This window comes from Komagataeibacter xylinus NBRC 15237 (assembly GCF_001571345.1).
In the GTDB taxonomy this organism is placed as follows: domain Bacteria; phylum Pseudomonadota; class Alphaproteobacteria; order Acetobacterales; family Acetobacteraceae; genus Komagataeibacter; species Komagataeibacter xylinus.
On record NZ_BCTP01000040.1, the window covers coordinates 1 to 14081 of the forward strand.

The 14081-nt window shown below is 59.1% G+C and carries 21 protein-coding genes and 2 pseudogenes; 7 read left to right on the forward strand and 16 right to left on the reverse strand.

Annotated features, from left to right (window positions below; translation table 11 throughout):
• Positions 1-114: 114 nt before the first annotated feature.
• Positions 115-714: a DUF488 domain-containing protein gene (locus GXY01S_RS17300; protein WP_035366892.1), complete on the reverse strand. Its 600-nt coding sequence runs from the start codon at positions 712-714 to the stop codon at positions 115-117.
• Here GXY01S_RS17300 and GXY01S_RS17305 point away from each other — a divergent pair.
• Entirely contained in the window at positions 713-928 is a 216-nt protein-coding gene (locus GXY01S_RS17305) for a hypervirulence associated TUDOR domain-containing protein (protein WP_061507197.1), read from the forward strand. The genes GXY01S_RS17300 and GXY01S_RS17305 overlap by 2 nt on opposite strands.
• Before the next feature lie 300 nt (positions 929-1228).
• On the opposite strand, the gene GXY01S_RS12995 is transcribed toward GXY01S_RS17305, so the two are convergent.
• The 9 genes and pseudogenes from GXY01S_RS12995 to traA all read right to left on the reverse strand — a co-directional run bounded on the left by GXY01S_RS12995 (position 1229) and on the right by traA (position 7711).
• Positions 1229-2415, reverse strand: a protein-coding gene (locus tag GXY01S_RS12995; protein WP_156470314.1) for an IS3 family transposase whose coding sequence is annotated in 2 segments (ribosomal slippage) — positions 1229-2145 and positions 2145-2415 — 1188 coding nt in all. Because the reading frame shifts where the segments join, the coding sequence is not laid out codon by codon here.
• A 78-nt stretch (positions 2416-2493) separates the two neighbouring features.
• Positions 2494-2886, reverse strand: coding sequence for a type II toxin-antitoxin system VapC family toxin (gene vapC / locus GXY01S_RS13005; protein WP_061275728.1), 393 nt, complete (start codon positions 2884-2886; stop codon positions 2494-2496).
• Positions 2883-3077, reverse strand: a complete 195-nt coding sequence (locus tag GXY01S_RS13010; RefSeq protein ID WP_061275768.1) for a type II toxin-antitoxin system VapB family antitoxin — start codon at positions 3075-3077, stop codon at positions 2883-2885. Before GXY01S_RS13010 ends, vapC begins: the two co-directional genes overlap by 4 nt.
• A gap of 64 nt (positions 3078-3141) precedes the next feature.
• On the reverse strand, positions 3142-3564 hold the full coding sequence (locus GXY01S_RS13015; RefSeq protein ID WP_010517484.1) for a type II toxin-antitoxin system VapC family toxin: 423 nt from the start codon (positions 3562-3564) through the stop codon (positions 3142-3144).
• Positions 3561-3812 carry a FitA-like ribbon-helix-helix domain-containing protein gene (locus GXY01S_RS13020; RefSeq protein ID WP_010517485.1) on the reverse strand — a complete coding sequence of 84 codons (252 nt, stop codon included), beginning with the start codon at positions 3810-3812 and terminating at the stop codon, positions 3561-3563. The genes GXY01S_RS13015 and GXY01S_RS13020 overlap by 4 nt, the downstream gene beginning before the upstream one ends.
• Positions 3813-3898: 86 nt before the next feature.
• Positions 3899-4078, reverse strand: coding sequence for a toxin-antitoxin system HicB family antitoxin (locus GXY01S_RS13025; RefSeq protein ID WP_240471409.1), 180 nt, complete (start codon positions 4076-4078; stop codon positions 3899-3901).
• A 30-nt stretch (positions 4079-4108) separates the two neighbouring features.
• Positions 4109-4162: pseudogene (locus tag GXY01S_RS19205) on the reverse strand (toxin-antitoxin system HicB family antitoxin); the annotation flags it as partial.
• Positions 4159-4581 carry a putative toxin-antitoxin system toxin component, PIN family gene (locus GXY01S_RS13030; protein ID WP_007396294.1) on the reverse strand — a complete coding sequence of 141 codons (423 nt, stop codon included), beginning with the start codon at positions 4579-4581 and terminating at the stop codon, positions 4159-4161. The pseudogene GXY01S_RS19205 and the gene GXY01S_RS13030, both read right to left, overlap by 4 nt.
• Positions 4582-4627: 46 nt before the next feature.
• Complete coding sequence (traA, locus tag GXY01S_RS13035; RefSeq protein ID WP_061275730.1) at positions 4628-7711, reverse strand: Ti-type conjugative transfer relaxase TraA; 3084 nt, start codon at positions 7709-7711, stop codon at positions 4628-4630.
• A gap of 96 nt (positions 7712-7807) precedes the next feature.
• Here traA and GXY01S_RS13040 point away from each other — a divergent pair, with 96 nt between their 5' ends.
• The 3 genes from GXY01S_RS13040 (at position 7808) to GXY01S_RS13050 (ending at position 8994) form a co-directional block, all read left to right on the forward strand.
• Positions 7808-8167, forward strand: a complete 360-nt coding sequence (locus GXY01S_RS13040) for a conjugal transfer protein TraD (protein WP_174520970.1) — start codon at positions 7808-7810, stop codon at positions 8165-8167.
• A 64-nt stretch (positions 8168-8231) separates the two neighbouring features.
• Positions 8232-8498 (forward strand): conjugal transfer protein TraD, encoded by a 267-nt coding sequence (locus GXY01S_RS13045; RefSeq protein WP_034926726.1) that lies wholly within the window; start codon positions 8232-8234, stop codon positions 8496-8498.
• Positions 8491-8994, forward strand: a complete 504-nt coding sequence (locus tag GXY01S_RS13050; RefSeq protein WP_061275732.1) for a MucR family transcriptional regulator — start codon at positions 8491-8493, stop codon at positions 8992-8994. The genes GXY01S_RS13045 and GXY01S_RS13050 overlap by 8 nt, the downstream gene beginning before the upstream one ends.
• A 301-nt stretch (positions 8995-9295) precedes the next feature.
• Here the strand turns inward: GXY01S_RS13050 and GXY01S_RS13055 are convergent, their stop codons facing one another.
• From GXY01S_RS13055 to GXY01S_RS18250, 3 genes are all read right to left on the reverse strand, one after another.
• Positions 9296-9637, reverse strand: coding sequence for a BrnA antitoxin family protein (locus tag GXY01S_RS13055; RefSeq protein WP_007396313.1), 342 nt, complete (start codon positions 9635-9637; stop codon positions 9296-9298).
• The gene (locus GXY01S_RS17315) at positions 9606-9902 is read right to left on the reverse strand and encodes a BrnT family toxin (RefSeq protein WP_010518357.1); all 297 of its coding nucleotides are present in this window, start codon (positions 9900-9902) and stop codon (positions 9606-9608) included. Before GXY01S_RS17315 ends, GXY01S_RS13055 begins: the two co-directional genes overlap by 32 nt.
• A 139-nt stretch (positions 9903-10041) precedes the next feature.
• Positions 10042-10368 carry a hypothetical protein gene (locus GXY01S_RS18250; protein WP_110570446.1) on the reverse strand — a complete coding sequence of 109 codons (327 nt, stop codon included), beginning with the start codon at positions 10366-10368 and terminating at the stop codon, positions 10042-10044.
• Here GXY01S_RS18250 and GXY01S_RS18600 point away from each other — a divergent pair.
• On the forward strand, positions 10367-10531 hold the full coding sequence (locus tag GXY01S_RS18600; RefSeq protein WP_162838769.1) for a hypothetical protein: 165 nt from the start codon (positions 10367-10369) through the stop codon (positions 10529-10531). The two genes, GXY01S_RS18250 and GXY01S_RS18600, sit on opposite strands and share 2 nt — an antisense overlap.
• A gap of 356 nt (positions 10532-10887) precedes the next feature.
• Here GXY01S_RS18600 and GXY01S_RS13070 read toward each other — a convergent pair whose 3' ends face one another.
• The 3 genes from GXY01S_RS13070 to GXY01S_RS13080 all read right to left on the reverse strand — a co-directional run bounded on the left by GXY01S_RS13070 (position 10888) and on the right by GXY01S_RS13080 (position 12634).
• The gene (locus GXY01S_RS13070) at positions 10888-11799 is read right to left on the reverse strand and encodes an isopenicillin N synthase family dioxygenase (RefSeq protein ID WP_061275734.1); all 912 of its coding nucleotides are present in this window, start codon (positions 11797-11799) and stop codon (positions 10888-10890) included.
• Between the two features lie 234 nt (positions 11800-12033).
• The gene (locus tag GXY01S_RS13075; protein WP_007396285.1) at positions 12034-12438 is read right to left on the reverse strand and encodes a DUF2442 domain-containing protein; all 405 of its coding nucleotides are present in this window, start codon (positions 12436-12438) and stop codon (positions 12034-12036) included.
• Positions 12422-12634 carry a DUF4160 domain-containing protein gene (locus GXY01S_RS13080; protein ID WP_019092610.1) on the reverse strand — a complete coding sequence of 71 codons (213 nt, stop codon included), beginning with the start codon at positions 12632-12634 and terminating at the stop codon, positions 12422-12424. The genes GXY01S_RS13075 and GXY01S_RS13080 overlap by 17 nt, the downstream gene beginning before the upstream one ends.
• A gap of 111 nt (positions 12635-12745) precedes the next feature.
• Between GXY01S_RS13080 and GXY01S_RS13085 the strand changes: the two are divergent.
• A pseudogene (locus GXY01S_RS13085) lies at positions 12746-13147 on the forward strand (transposase); the annotation flags it as partial.
• Positions 13148-13492: 345 nt separating this feature from the next.
• Positions 13493-14032 carry a hypothetical protein gene (locus GXY01S_RS13090; protein ID WP_061275738.1) on the forward strand — a complete coding sequence of 180 codons (540 nt, stop codon included), beginning with the start codon at positions 13493-13495 and terminating at the stop codon, positions 14030-14032.
• Positions 14033-14081: the final 49 nt, after the last annotated feature.

Here is a 14081-nt window from a genome sequence, read left to right on the forward strand (position 1 = left end):
AACCCCCGCCCAGAAACTAAAAACAGCTGCCTGAATTCTCATTCAATGCCCCACTAAAAATGGGGGGATTACCAATTTTTCGAGATCGTTTGTTTTTATGCCTACATTTTACCTTCAGCCTCTGGAAGTGTTTATTTGTGGGTAAGTAATATGACGGCTACTATCAATAATCGCAGATTCAGTAAGGTGCGCGGGAACGGCATCCGTCATGGACAGAATATGAAAGACTGTCACCCCGTGGGCCAGAAGATAGTCAGTAACGATGCGCCTGTGACAGCGCCACCAGAGCACCTCCGCGCACATGATCGCAACAGTTGCCTGCTGTCCCGCCTCGATAAGCCGGGCAAGACCTCGGTGAAAATCTTCTCCAAGCGCATAATCCGCATAATTATGAAAACTCTGGACACGCCAGAATGCGTTGGTCTCCGCAGGCATCGTCTTCGACCGTGGCCGTCGTCCACCAAGCTCTGGAAAATGACTATATCCGATCCCCTGTGCCGCCAGTTCCGGCTGGAGACTGGTGCCATCATAGTCTCGATTACGCCGGGAATACGGAAAAGCCCTCACATCCGCGATCAGTGTCACGCCATAATGACGCAAAAGCGCGATAAAATCAGATAGCGCAAGCGTGGAATGCCCAATGGTGTAGAATGGATGACAAGAAGATGATCTTGCCTCCCCTGCGAGGTTCACATTGGATACGGAGTTTTCCATGCCGTCACAAACTTTCCAGATCGGAGACATCGTATCTTGGAACTCGGAAGCGGGATACGTCAGTGGACGGATCAAAGCCATTCATACGGCGCCCTTTCTGGTCAACGGCTATCAGCATCACGCGACGGCAGAACACCCTCAATATGAAATAGAAAGCCTTAAAACCAGTCATATCGCCTTTCACAAAGGCACGGCCCTTACACTTGCTGAGTGACTGGATCATCTCCTGAGCCAGCATCATGTCTGCGCCGCAATATCCATCAATGTAGAGACAGACGGATTGGCTGAGGTGATCGGAGCACAGAGCACCACATCCAGCGTCGGGGTGACAGACGTGAGTGTCGCAATAAGCCTCTCATGACAGAGATCATCTGGCCCAATCACTCTTTTATTGGCGCGCACATGCTCTGCTCTCATTATAATTCGTAATTTTTCTCTTGGTAGATGGATTGTTAGAGGTGGCCCCGTTTGTTCGGACAGTTTTGGGGGTTGAATAAGCTATACCCGATTGATGTCATGCCGCCATTCTGACGGCGTTGCTGTTGGCCATCTGGTCCGGGGTTAACCCCGGACCAGATGGCGTCGGCACGTCATGATACGCCTCATCGGGCGTATGTCCAGCCAGCGCCGTATGCGGACGCCTTTCGTTATAATGGGCGATCCATCTGCCAAGCCCGGCCCGTAGCTCCGATCCGGTCTCGAACGCGTGCAGGTAGACGCATTCATATTTCAGCGACCGCCACAGACGCTCGATGAACACGTTATCCAGCCATCGCCCACGCCCGTCCATACTGATGCGGATCTGACGCTCTTCCAGTATCCCGGTGAAACGGGGTGTCGTAAATTGCGACCCCTGGTCAGTATTGAAAATGTCCGGGGCGCCATAGCGCATGAGGGCATCCTGTAGCGCCTCGATACAGAACTCCACGTCCATCGTGTTCGACAGACGCCAGGACAGGACCTTGCGCGTGAACCAGTCCATTATCGCCACGAGATAGAGAAATCCCCGTTTCATGGGAATATATGTGATATCGGAACACCAGACCTGGTCAGGCCGATTGATGACCAGATCCCGCAGCAGATATGGATATTTCCGATGCTCCGGATGGGGCACGGTCGTGCGCGGCTTCTGGTAGATCGCCCGCAGGCCCATGATCGCCATGAGCCGCCGGACCCGCTTGCGGCCCACTTCATGTCCCAGGCGGCGCAGATGCCATGTCATCTGCCGTGAGCCATAATAGGGCGTTTCCAGGAACTGGGCGTCGATCAGCCGCATCAACTCCAGATTGGCCTCGCTCTGTGGCACAGGTCGATAGTAGACGCCCGACCGGTTGAGTTGCAGCAGCGTGCATTGCCGGATTATCGGCAGGCGCGCTCGCTTCGGGTCAATCATCTGCCGCCTCTGATCACGCCCAACCGAGCAGAGGCATCCCGCAAAAAATCTCGTTCCACCAGCAACTGGCCGATCTTGGCGTGCAGTTTCTCTACATCAGCAGGGCTGACTGAAGGTTCCGTTACTGACTTACCAGAAAAAAGGCTTGCCATGCCTTCGATCGCCTGGCGCTTCCATTGGGCGATCATCGTCTGATGCACGCCATGTTTCGACGCCAACTCCGCCAGCGTCAGTTCGCCACGGATCGCCTCCAGGGCAACCCGTGATTTGAACTCCGCCGCATACCGTTTCCGTGTAACCTTGCCCATAAAACCCGTCCTCGTTCAGGCCAGATGATAGCTTATCGCCCTGTCCGAAAAATGGGGACCACCTCTTACCTCCCCCGATCAGGCAGCTCGTTCCAGCCCCAGATGGTCCACGAACGGATCAAAGTCCCGGTCACTGTAGAGCAGGCGATGACCGCTCACGATGCACCGGGTTGCAATCAGGGTATCAATGGTTTTCCGGATCGTAATGCCCCGGCTGCGTAGATGACGGAAATACCGCGCCGCCTCGACCATCACATCGCGACCACCGATTTCAACCAGGTCCAGGGCACCCAGCATCCTCTGTGCCTGATTGAAATCCCGTTCGTTTGAGAAACCCTGCAGGACCTCGGTCATCATCAGATCGCCAATGCTGACCAGATCTTCCCCCAGCATCTGGTCAAGAAGATCAACCTCTGGGGTCGTCTTCCCCCGGAAAAAATCGATCCAGACCGAGGAATCCACCAGAATCATGCGTCGGAGCGCATGGCATCAAGATCACCCTGCCAGTCGAGCTTTCCCCGCAAGGTGCGGAGTTCCCGCTGCTGCTTCAGCTTGATCAGCATACGCAGTCCCAGTTCCACGGCTTCCCGTTTGGTCTTCACACCGGCCGCTTTCAGCGCATCGGTCATGAGGGCATCGTCAATGATGATGTTTGTTCGCATGATGTGTATCTCCAATAGAAATAATACACATTAAATCATCCGCTCTCAAGCATGCCGCAGGACATCAGGTATCCTCCCACGGATTGAGAACCCGCACACCAGCCGCCTCGAAAGGCGACACGTCGCGACTGGCCACGACATAACCACGGGATGCGGCAGTCGCGGCAATATAGCCATCTGCCTTGCCAATCGCCCGACCCTCTGACCTGGCCCGCACCATCAGTTCGGCATAGGCCTGGGACGCCGCCAGATCGAACGACAGGACACGCCCCGCGAACAAGGGCAATACCTCCTGTTCCAGCCGCTCATGCAGTACAGAACGCCGCCGACCGGTCGGCATCGCCCCGATCCCGAAACGCAGTTCCGCCACCGTGACGGCAGACAGAAAAAGCGTCTCGATCGCCTGTTCATCAATCCAGATCAGAACACGCGGCTCCGGCACAGGCTTCCACGGCTCCGAGATCACATTGGTATCAAGCAGGATCATTCGAAGGACATCGGCTCAGCCGGGGTCTGATCCCGAACCTGCAAGGCCGCGACATCCTGTTCGCTCACACCCGCCTCACGACCGATGGCTGCCAGCAGCGATCCCAGCCGGACCCTCTGCTGCGGCCGGACGGCCGCTTCCAGAATGGTCCGGATCTCCGCTTCCGTACTGCGCCCATGCAGCACGGCCTGCGCCTTCAGCGCCCGATGCGTCTCTTCCGGCAGGTTGCGAATAACGACAGAGGACATGACAGGACTCCCCATTTCTCAAGATTGATATCATAAATATCATTTCGATATCTTTCCAGAAAAACCCTATATCCCCTCATCCAGATTCAGTTTTCCGGCACGTCCAGACGATCATCGTCCCTGATCTGCCCCTTTGTTCCGATCCGCTCCAGAAGAGCTTTGGCACGAGCAGGCGTGGTCCGTGTCGCCCGTGCGGAAAAATACCGTTCCGCTTCTGCCTGCCCACCCAGCCGGGCCGCGACAGCCGTCGCAACAAAAAGGTTCATGCTGACACCTGAAAGCGCTGCCTGACGCGTTGCGGCTTCCCGCATATCTTCCGGAAGCCGAAGCTGGATTTTACTGCTACTCATCCTCTCATCCTTCGCAAAAGAACACCTGGCCGCACTGCTGGAATACCGAACCGTGATACAGCCCGCTGCATGTCTTTCAGATTGAACGTGGCGATCGCATCCGCATTCCCGTTGATCGCTGTCTCAACCACAAGTTCATCATCACCGTGCGCTCCAGTCGGTCGCCACCTGTAATCAAAAGAAACCGGCACACAACACCCTGCAAGTCCATCAAGAACCTCCAGAACTTCATCCCCCTGAACGCCCATTCGGAAAAGATTTTCAGAGCGACGCAACACCGCCTCGTATTCGACCAGGAGGGTCGTGGAGAGCAGCAGACTGAAATTCCCATCCAAGGCCCCCAGCAAAAGCTGCCGGGACGCTCCGTCCGGTGACATGAATCCCGAAAGAACAACATCCGTATCAAGAACAACGCGCATAGTGACATCATATATGACGTCACTGGTTAACGTAAATCAAAATCTCCTACATCCCCATATCCATATCCCGCCCCCTGGAGCGCGACAGAGAACGCGTACGCTGCGGCTGCAATCCGTGATCGAGCGTCGATCCCTTCCGGATGCCCAGTTCATGCCCCTTCTGCCGCAGGAGGGATTCAAGCGGCGCGTCCCGCTTCAGCTCACTGAGCGCCACCCCCTGCTGCTCACGGCTCAGCCCGTCCCACGCCTTCACGAACCGCGCTGCCCGCAGTTCCGGACTCTTCCGCATCTTGTCCTCGTGTTCCAGCCCCTCGACCAGCCTGCGCGCCCGCGCCGGCCCTTCCAGCCCGTACAGAGCCTGCCGGATCTCCGGCTCATGCTTCACGGCGGTTTCCAGAGCAACCACCGCTCCGGGCCGTAGCTGTTCAAGGGTCGTGCTGGCGTCAAGCCATGCCTTCTTCTGGTACTCCAGCACCGGCAGGTCCTGCTCCACCATGCGCCCGATGTCCCGCACCGCCCGCGCATACTGCTCCACCACCTGGTGGAGCGGATCACCACCCGGCACAAACCCGCCCAGTCCGGCCGGCACCTGCGCGCGCTGCACGCGCGGCAGCCGCAACCCGGCAAAGGGAGAGGCGGGAGCCTCACGCTCAACCCCACTTTCCCCCTTCCCGGCCCCGGCATCCACCCCGGCCGACACGTCTTTTTCCGCCGTCCGGCCACGCCCCCGCACGGACAGGTCCAGCCCGTCGAACATCCCGCGCTTCCGCTGCGCCGGTGCCGGATCTGGCGTACGGACAGCTTCGGCCTGCCTGTCCTTCCGGGGGCCAGAGGCGGCCTTCTCACGCCCCACCACGATCTCGCTCTCGGGGACATGCAGCCCGCGTCGCTGCGCAAACCCGATATCCCGACCCTGGACCTGCGGGTAATCCAGCGTGGTATCCTTCAGCCGCTCGCGCGACAGCCGCCGCACCAGCCCGTCCCGGTCGCCCACATCATCCCGGCCCCAATGAACGGACACGCTCTCCCGGTGGCGCGACAGCGCCACATAGGCCCCGTGCCGGTCCATGCTCCCCGTCGCCAGCACATGCGCCCGGTCCACCGTCACACCCTGCGATTTGTGGATGGTGGCGGCATAGCCATGATCCAGCGCGTCATAATCCGCCACCGACACGGACACGACCCGGCCAGTCCCGGCACGACCCGGCCCGTCGAGCTGCACCGACAGCACGAGATCCCCGGCATCAGGTGACCCCACGATGCCCCGCACCGTGCCCAGCGTGCCATTCTTCACCCCCAGCGCCCGGTCATTGCGCAGGAAGTAGACACGCTCCCCGTCCGCGAACACCCGCTCGCCCTGGGCGGTCGGCACCAGCACATCGTCACCCAGCTCACCCGCGTCCCGCCGGATCTCCCGCGCCGCCTCGTTCAGCGCCCGCACATCGACACGCCGGTGCGCCAGCATGATCTGGCTTTCCTCTGGCGCAGCCTGACGCGCTTCATCCCACCCGGCCACCACCCCGGCCCGCGCCTCTTCCAGCGTGTCATGCCCGCGCACCAGGTCGGCCGCCTCATAGCGTCCCAGCGCCTCACCCGTCCGCCCCGTCGCCAGCTCCTTCGTGGCCGCCTGCTGCCAGCCTTCACGCTGCCGGCGCACGGCTGTGATTTCTACCGACCCGACCCGCTCGGCCACCGCCCGGAACGCGCCACCAGCCTCGATCGCCTGCAACTGCTCGGGATCACCTACCAGCACCACCTTGGCCCCAACACCGCGCGCGGCCGACAGCACCCGCTCCATCTGCCGTGACCCCACCATGCCGGCCTCGTCCACCACCAGCACGTCCCCGCGCTCCAGCCGGTCGAACCCACGTTCCCACGCACGCTCCAGGGAGGCCAGCGTCCGGCTCTCGATCCCGGACCCGGATTCCAGCCCTTCCGCTGCAATCCCCGACAGCGCTGCCCCGCGCACCCGATACCCGGCCTCTTCCCATGCCGCGCGGGCGACACCCAGCATGGTGCTCTTCCCCGTCCCGGCATACCCGACCACCACGGACAGGTCGCGGGACTTCGTGACCTCGCCCACCGCCAGCGCCTGCTCGTCCCCAAGCCCATCCCGCGCCATCGCCGCCCGACGCACCGCCAGCGGCACCGCATGACCCTGGGACTGCCCCATCGCGAACGATGCCTCTTCCAGACGCTGCTCGACCCCGATCATCGCGCGCGTGGAGAACCGCTCTCGCCCGTGCCCGTCTTTCCCGAGCGCGACCAGCTCCGGACATGCCTCCACCCGAACCATGACAGCACTGAACTGTTCTGCATCTGCCGTATGCCGGTCCACGAACCGCGCCAGGTCCTGACGGGTGAATGTGCTCTGCTGTCGGGTCAGCGCCTCCAGCGCCACATGCGGCTCGGCCAGCAACCTCTCGCCATTGCGTCGCGCGATCTCCAGATGGTCAGCTACCCGCTCCGCGTCCTCGCCCCGCTCTTCCCGACGCATGCCGGCCGGACCGATCTTGTTCTGCGGCTCAAGATCGATCCCCTGTGCCACGAACGACCGATGATCGATCCGCACATCCAGGTCCAGTTCAGCCAGCCGTTCATTGGCGAGCGACGCCCATCGCCCCCGCCATGTCAGCAGGAGTTCTTTGTCATTCCACGAGCGTTCTTTCGCACCAAACCCGTTCTCGTCCACAGACCGCGTGGACAGCATCACATGGGCATGGGGCTTCGCCTGTCCGTCTTCGCCAATATCCCAATGCACATTGAGATCGGCCACCATGCCGCGTTCCACGAACTGCTCCCGCACGAAATCCCGTGCCAGCGCGATCCCCTGCGCCTGGGTCATTTCGCGCGGGATTGAAAACTCCACCTCGCGGGCAAGCTGGGCATCCTTGCGCTTCTCGATCGCCTCGACCTCGTTCCATAGGGTCGCACGATCAAGAAACCGTTCCGGTGCGCCATCGGGCAGCAGGATCTCGGAATGCACCACGCCGCTCTTGTTGGAAAAGTCATGGTCGCGATCCAGCCGCACGTCATGCAGGCGGGATGCCGCGCGATAGGCCGCTGCCGCCACGGCGCTCCGGCCGGTGGCGCGGCTGATGACCTTTGCATGCAGGTGATAGATCGCCATGAGCGCGATCCTATCACACCACTAAAGCGCACGTCACGCAGTGACGTATAAACGCGCACTCACATTTTACTGTGCCACAAGGGTTGATTGCTCTGGATGAGTGACGCGGTTCTCGCCTGTGTGATAGAGTATGGCACAGACCAGCAGGACAGAGGACCGGAAATGCGCAGGCCACGGGACATTGATGCGGAACTGAAGGCGCTTCAGGAAAAGACCAGGCAGCTTAAGGCGCAAAGAACCCTCCAGCTCGGTGAACTGGTCGAGGCGACGGGAGCCGATACCCTGTCCATCGAGGCGCTGGCCGGGGTGCTGCTTGCGGCTGTCGAACAGGCGGACGGCAAACCCGAAGCCGTCGCGAGGTGGACCGAACGGGGGACGGCGTTCTTTCAGGCCGGCGCAAAAAAGGGCGGCCGGAAAGGAACCGGAAACGATCAGGACGGATCTGCTGGCGCTTGAAAGACGGATCAGGAAGCAGGAAGCCCTGATCCATCGCCATCAGGCACGAAAGGCACGCACCGACATGCGCGACTGGGCGAAGGCGCGACGGGAACGCACTCATCATCTGATCGAACTGGGCGGCCTGGTCCAGAAGGCGGGACTGGTCGACCTGACCGATGATGACCGCGCCACCCTGCTCGGGGCTTTTCTGGATATTGCAGGACAGCTCCAGGGCAGCAATGATACTGCTCCGGTTGACCTGAAAACACGCTGGAGGCGTGCGGGACTTCATGCCTTCGACAGGGACCGGGAACATGACAGGACAACAGGCAGACGTGACCATGACTGACCACGAGACACGATCATCCGAAGCTGACACGCTGCGGGAGCTTACGACCCGGATTGTCACAGCTTATGTCAGCAGCAATACGGTTCCGGCGGAGACCCTGCCAGGCCTCATCGCCTCGGTATTTCAGGCGCTCGGAAGTCTGGGACAGGCGATGACCGAAACACCAGATCTGGTGCCGGCCGTGCCTGTGAAGAAATCCGTGTTTCCAGACTACATTGTCTGTCTGGAGGACGGAAAAAAAATGAAGATGCTCAAGCGCCATCTTCGTACTGTCTATGGCATGACACCCGAGCAGTATCGGGAGAAATGGGGCCTGCCGGAAAGCTACCCGATGACCGCCCCATCCTATGCAGCCCGACGTTCTGCCCTGGCACAGGAGATCGGACTGGGGCGGACCGTCAAGGAGACACCGGCCCCTTCGGAAACATCAGGAACTGGGGTGCCGGTCACACGCCTGCCAGAGAAGAAACGCGGACGCAGGCCGAAACTGACCTGAAGGTCCAGACCGGGAGAAACGGGACATGAAGGCATGGGCCGCCAGCCTCGGCACGGATAACCCGCTCCCCCTGCCACAACCCGGGCAATAAGGGGGACGCTCTCGCACACCGCAGGAAGGTAACGAGGCGTACATTGGTCACGGCTATCCGTCAGGTCATACCGGATCAGATCGGTGGTTACGACGAAATCCTCGGCCGCTTCGTCACTGTGCAGCGAGGGCATGGACCTGTTTTTGCTGCTCATGGTGGTCGATCTCCTTCTCGTGCAGGAAAGTGGGCAAAGAAAGATCAGAGCCACTCTTATGCGTGTACCGTCTTCCCGCGCCGTGAAGATCGTGCAGATCCCGCGTCTGTTTTCGTGGGCGCCTTACGTAAGGCGCGATTCATAATTTCACGCAGCGCATCATTCATACGTGTCTGATAGCCAGGCCCGTCCTTCTCGAAGAAAGCCACGACATCAGCGTCAAACCGCACGGTTTTCTGCACTTTACGGGGTCGATAGAAGCGCCCCCGTTCCGCATGTGACCAGTCACGAATTTCTGGGGCTTCATCATCCGTCACAATCTGATTGTCAGGCATGGCCTCCACAGCCCGTAACGCCTGAAGCAGTTCAGAGTCCATTTTCGTATGCTTTGCGCTCATGGGCAGTTGCCTTTCTTACGCTGATAATACGACCGTATTCTTCGCCATCCTCCTCGTCTTCCACGGGTTCTGTATGAACGACGAAGAGAGTTGTGATGCCCCGTATCTTCCCTATGGTTCGCCACCTGTCCCCATCTGGATGGGGATCAGGGACAGACAATGCGAGCGGATCGCCGTCGAGAACAAACCTGCCGGTTTCCAGAGGCAGCTTATGCTTCTCCCTGTTTTTTGAATCCTTTTCAGGATCCCATACCCATATGGTCACAATCCGCTCCAGTAGTTACGGAATTGTAGTTACAACAGTATGATTTTTCAAGCCCGCATTCCTGCAACGGATTAACTCAATTCCCGATGACAGGATTCTACCACAGGCTCCCAATGTTCTCTGCCGAAGCAAGAAAAACTCAGTCTTCCTGTTGAGATATCAGCCGGATCTGGGCGATCATTTCATCGGCTGTGATCTCTCCGCACTGGCGGGCATCCATGATTGCGGTGAGCGAGCGTATATCTGTGCCCGCCTTATGTAACGATAACGTAATAATTATCTGCGGGTTTCCTGTGGCCGGAAAACTCATATCCCTCCCTTCCCCTGCTTCAGCGAAACGTCCTGATCCCATCGAACATGGACATTGTCGATGACGCACAGGGTTCTCGGGCGCTGCGGTCACCAGAAACACGTGGACACAGACCGGAACGGGCCTGATGATCTGGTCCGGGAGGAACACCATCATGGAAACAGGTCATTCCGATCGGGAAGCCGAAAAGAACGAAGCGACACGCCGGGCACTGGCCGAGGCTGATGCCGGATTGTTCATCAGTGGTGAAGCGGTGAAGGCATGGGCGGCCAGCCTCGGTACCGATCATCCCCTTCCCCTGCCTGAACCAGGGCAATAAGGCGGCCGCAGTGCCGTAGAAGGGTGCATGTGACGGCCTATCGCAGGCCGGTGACAAGGACCGCTGCGCCTGGCGCCTGGGCAGCTGTCGGTTTTCTGGATCCTGACCCTTCGATTTCATCCTCCCTATTATGGAAAATCATTGGAAATCCGCCATTTTCAGGGTCGTTAATCGGACCCCCCTTTAATATGTCTGTTCATGGCCTACGTCTTTCTCCAGTCCCGGCACCTCACAACGGTCGGACAGGAAAAAAAAGTCACTGGCCCACCTCCACAGCCCAGTCTGCCAGCCTTACGACCGGCCATTCCTGATCGCATCCCACGGACCACCCACCCGCACTATGGAAGCCTTCCGCCTCAGTGGTGCTGGTTTTTGTGCCCGTATGTCGCTTGCAGTCTTTCCTGCAGGTAGTCATGCCCGGTGACGGGCGGATAATGCGCATGCTCGCCGGAGCGGGTTACGATCGGCTCGACCAATGCATCCGCATCGGGATCGAGGAAGAAAGCGATCGAATACCGCTCGCCTGCAGGGCGCAGTACCCGATGCGGGGTCGAGACATACACATCATTGCTCCACCGCATCAGGCAGTCACCGATATTGCAGATGAACGTGCCGGGAATCAGCGGGGCGTCCGTCCAGTCGCTACCGCGCGGACGTACCTGCAGGCCCGATACGCCATTAACCGCAAGGATCGTGACATTGCCGTAATCGGTATGGGCACCCGCCCCCGGTGCCGTGCTGGCCTGTTGCGCGGGCGGATAGCGCAGCAGGCGTAGCGTGGCCATGGGGTACCTGAATTTATCGACAAAGAAATCCTCATCTACCCCCAGGTCACGGGCAAAACCGCGATGCAGTGCCGCGCCTATATCGAGGCAGATGGCGAAATATGCCATCATGAGATCCTGCCATCCCGGAAGAGCAGGCCATGCGTCCTGGCCACCAGGCTGGTTAGGGCTGATGTTGAAGGCCTCCTTGCGGTCAGGCAGGGAAGTCGTATCAAGCCGTTCGACCCCCAGCCCCACATAGCCCCGATTCCGGCCCACGCGGCTCATGGCCACGGCTTCCTTGGCGGCGGCGGGCTGGGCGAAGAACGTGTGCGAGGCCTCGAAGAGCTTCGCTATCGTATCGGGAGATACCCCGTGGCCGGTAATGTAGAAAAAGCCGGTCTCGCGGCAGGCCCTGCCGATGGCGCTGGCCACGGCCTCCCGCTCCGCATCGTTACCCTGGCGCAGGGGGGCAATGTCGATAACAGGAATGTTATGGGTCATGGGACTGCTCCTATTTACCTCAGGACCGGCACAAAACCGTTACAGGTCCAAAATGCATAAGAGTATTTTTTTAAATCTTACATAATGGAATTTTAAATGTATACATTCGTTATTTATATATCTTTTAGTAATTTTTGCTATTTTTTTGGTGTCGGTGAACTTTGGTCTTGTATTGATACATTTTAATTGTGTGGTATTTTAAAAAACTAATTCATTATTACCTCAATATGTGAGTTATGCGACCTTTCTTGGTCGGCCGCCTTTGACACCATTTCGACGTGCCGCTGCGGCTTTTGCTGGCGATGCCTGTCGGCCTGCCTTTGCCGCCATGTAAGCACGGGACCCAAACAGGCCCGCCATCAGTTCCGGCACCAGTAGGTCAGCATCCAGTGCCTCCCAGTGCAGGCCGTAGCCTCCCATGATTTCGACCTGAGCCAGTTGCTCTGGCGTTGCTCTCTCAAGGCCCTGAGCCTGTGAGGCAGGGAATTCAAAGCGGGTGCCATTGGACAGCTCAACGGTTACGCGCCCTGTCGTGGCATCGTACCCAGCAGCAATCGCCTGGGGCACCGTCTCGCGCCGAATGCGACCACGTTCATAAGCGGCATCCATCTGCTTTTCGATGTCATGATCGTTGCGCATCAATCGTCCTCCATGCGGCCAATAGGGCTTCGCGTTGTTCCACCGCGATCCTGAACGCCTCGCGTACGTCTGCTCGCTTCACGCCGGGGGCAATCTCCCGGACCGTTGCCTTGGTTTCCCCAAGGTTGATGATGATTTCACGGCCATCACAGAACACATGGACATGGGCCGGATCATGGTCATTTGCATAGATCATGAACCTGAAGCGGCCCACTCGGTGAACTGTTGGCATGGTCACATCCTACCACAAAACCCAACACGATGGGTATTTTTATTATGACCAGGGTAGGGGTCGGTACATAGAACGGGCACAGATATACGCTGTGTCGTCACCAACCTGCGTGGCGGGAATGTCGGATGGCTTTACGACACCCTCTACTGCGCCCGGGGACAGGTGGGAAACCTGATCAGGCTGCACAAGGGGCAACTGGCCTCAGACCGGACAGGCTGTCGCTCGTCTCGCGCAAATCAGGTCCGCCTCGTGTTGCACACCGCCGCCTACTGGCTGCTGCTGACGGTGCGCGAGGCCATCCCCAGACCCCAGCCGCTCGCTACGGCCGAATTCACCACGTTACGCATGCGCCTGATCAAGGTCGCCGGCCGGGTTATCGAGACCGCAACCCGGGTTCGCATCGCATTCGCCACAGCATGCCCCGAAGCCGCACTGTGCGCCGGTATCGCCCGGGGTCTGCAACCCGCCGGACCGTGACAGGCGGGGCTGTCGCCCCCGAACCCGCCCCAGCCCGCCAACTCAAGCGCCGACCAATCCTCACTCTGAAATCAGCCTCCAGGATCGCGTAGACCCCGCGCGTCCAGAATCAGGAAACCTCAAAAAGTCACAACCCGTGAATAAGACGGGCTAGTCACTGCATACCCTCTCTTGGCACTGTCTCGGCCCCGTTCTGGTACCTGACTGACACCGCATTCGGGGCTGCATTGGACCCGGCCTACTAGGGGCTCTTCATACACCATTGCACCGTTGGTGCGGGCAGCATGGAAAAGGAGCCATTAATAATGGCCCTTGGGGAAGGCCCCGCCCGCTTGGATCCCGCTGATGAAGACAATTCGGCTGGAGATGTTTTTTTATGCCTGGTCGCATGACGGTCATCCAGCCTTTCGCGATCCGGCTGCTTCTGGCTGGCATGATCGTGAGAAAGATTCCATGCTTCAACCCGCTCCTGCTTTCCTGCATGCGGCCGACTTCAGGAACCTGCCCCTGCGCTTCTTCGCGCCACCGTCCGGGCGGCCTGATCTACCCTGGGTCGCGATCAGCGATCTTCCGGCCCTGTCACGCCTGACCAGACATCAGCAACAGGTCACACTGACCATGTTCCGCAACGGCGACTTCCAGGCGCTCTTTCGGACCGTGACACATGACGACGATATTCTGAAGGTCTGCCCGGTTCTTTATGCCCGGGAGATCTGTTATGCTTTCCAGGATGAGGGACTGATCGATGCAGACCTCAATGATTTTTTCATTCGAACGAACAAGACGGCTTTCAGGAAACAGCAGGAGAGCATGCCGGACCGTGACCCGGCATGGTTTTTCCAGGCCATGGGTGCCCATGCCGATTTTTCATGGCCTCAGACATAGCGTCACCTGATCGGCATGAAAGGAAGCCTGTGCATGGCTTCCTTTCATG

Coding starts and splice junctions, on each gene's coding strand:
- GXY01S_RS17305 (WP_061507197.1), top strand. CDS start 713: ATGCCGTCACAAACTTTCCAGATCGGAGACATCGTATCTTGGAACTCG.
- GXY01S_RS17300 (WP_035366892.1), bottom strand. CDS start 714: ATGGAAAACTCCGTATCCAATGTGAACCTCGCAGGGGAGGCAAGATCA.
- GXY01S_RS13030 (WP_007396294.1), bottom strand. CDS start 4,581: ATGCGCGTTGTTCTTGATACGGATGTTGTTCTTTCGGGATTCATGTCA.
- GXY01S_RS13075 (WP_007396285.1), bottom strand. CDS start 12,438: ATGCGCAACGATCATGACATCGAAAAGCAGATGGATGCCGCTTATGAA.
- traA (WP_061275730.1), bottom strand. CDS start 7,711: ATGGCGATCTATCACCTGCATGCAAAGGTCATCAGCCGCGCCACCGGC.
- GXY01S_RS13055 (WP_007396313.1), bottom strand. CDS start 9,637: ATGAGCGCAAAGCATACGAAAATGGACTCTGAACTGCTTCAGGCGTTA.
- GXY01S_RS18600 (WP_162838769.1), top strand. CDS start 10,367: ATGGAAACAGGTCATTCCGATCGGGAAGCCGAAAAGAACGAAGCGACA.
- GXY01S_RS13010 (WP_061275768.1), bottom strand. CDS start 3,077: ATGCGAACAAACATCATCATTGACGATGCCCTCATGACCGATGCGCTG.
- GXY01S_RS13015 (WP_010517484.1), bottom strand. CDS start 3,564: ATGATCCTGCTTGATACCAATGTGATCTCGGAGCCGTGGAAGCCTGTG.
- GXY01S_RS13050 (WP_061275732.1), top strand. CDS start 8,491: ATGACTGACCACGAGACACGATCATCCGAAGCTGACACGCTGCGGGAG.
- GXY01S_RS13045 (WP_034926726.1), top strand. CDS start 8,232: ATGCGCGACTGGGCGAAGGCGCGACGGGAACGCACTCATCATCTGATC.
- GXY01S_RS13025 (WP_240471409.1), bottom strand. CDS start 4,078: ATGAACCTTTTTGTTGCGACGGCTGTCGCGGCCCGGCTGGGTGGGCAG.
- GXY01S_RS13080 (WP_019092610.1), bottom strand. CDS start 12,634: ATGATCTATGCAAATGACCATGATCCGGCCCATGTCCATGTGTTCTGT.
- GXY01S_RS13040 (WP_174520970.1), top strand. CDS start 7,808: ATGAGTGACGCGGTTCTCGCCTGTGTGATAGAGTATGGCACAGACCAG.
- vapC (WP_061275728.1), bottom strand. CDS start 2,886: ATGATTCTGGTGGATTCCTCGGTCTGGATCGATTTTTTCCGGGGGAAG.
- GXY01S_RS18250 (WP_110570446.1), bottom strand. CDS start 10,368: ATGATGGTGTTCCTCCCGGACCAGATCATCAGGCCCGTTCCGGTCTGT.
- GXY01S_RS13090 (WP_061275738.1), top strand. CDS start 13,493: ATGAAGACAATTCGGCTGGAGATGTTTTTTTATGCCTGGTCGCATGAC.
- GXY01S_RS13070 (WP_061275734.1), bottom strand. CDS start 11,799: ATGACCCATAACATTCCTGTTATCGACATTGCCCCCCTGCGCCAGGGT.
- GXY01S_RS13020 (WP_010517485.1), bottom strand. CDS start 3,812: ATGTCCTCTGTCGTTATTCGCAACCTGCCGGAAGAGACGCATCGGGCG.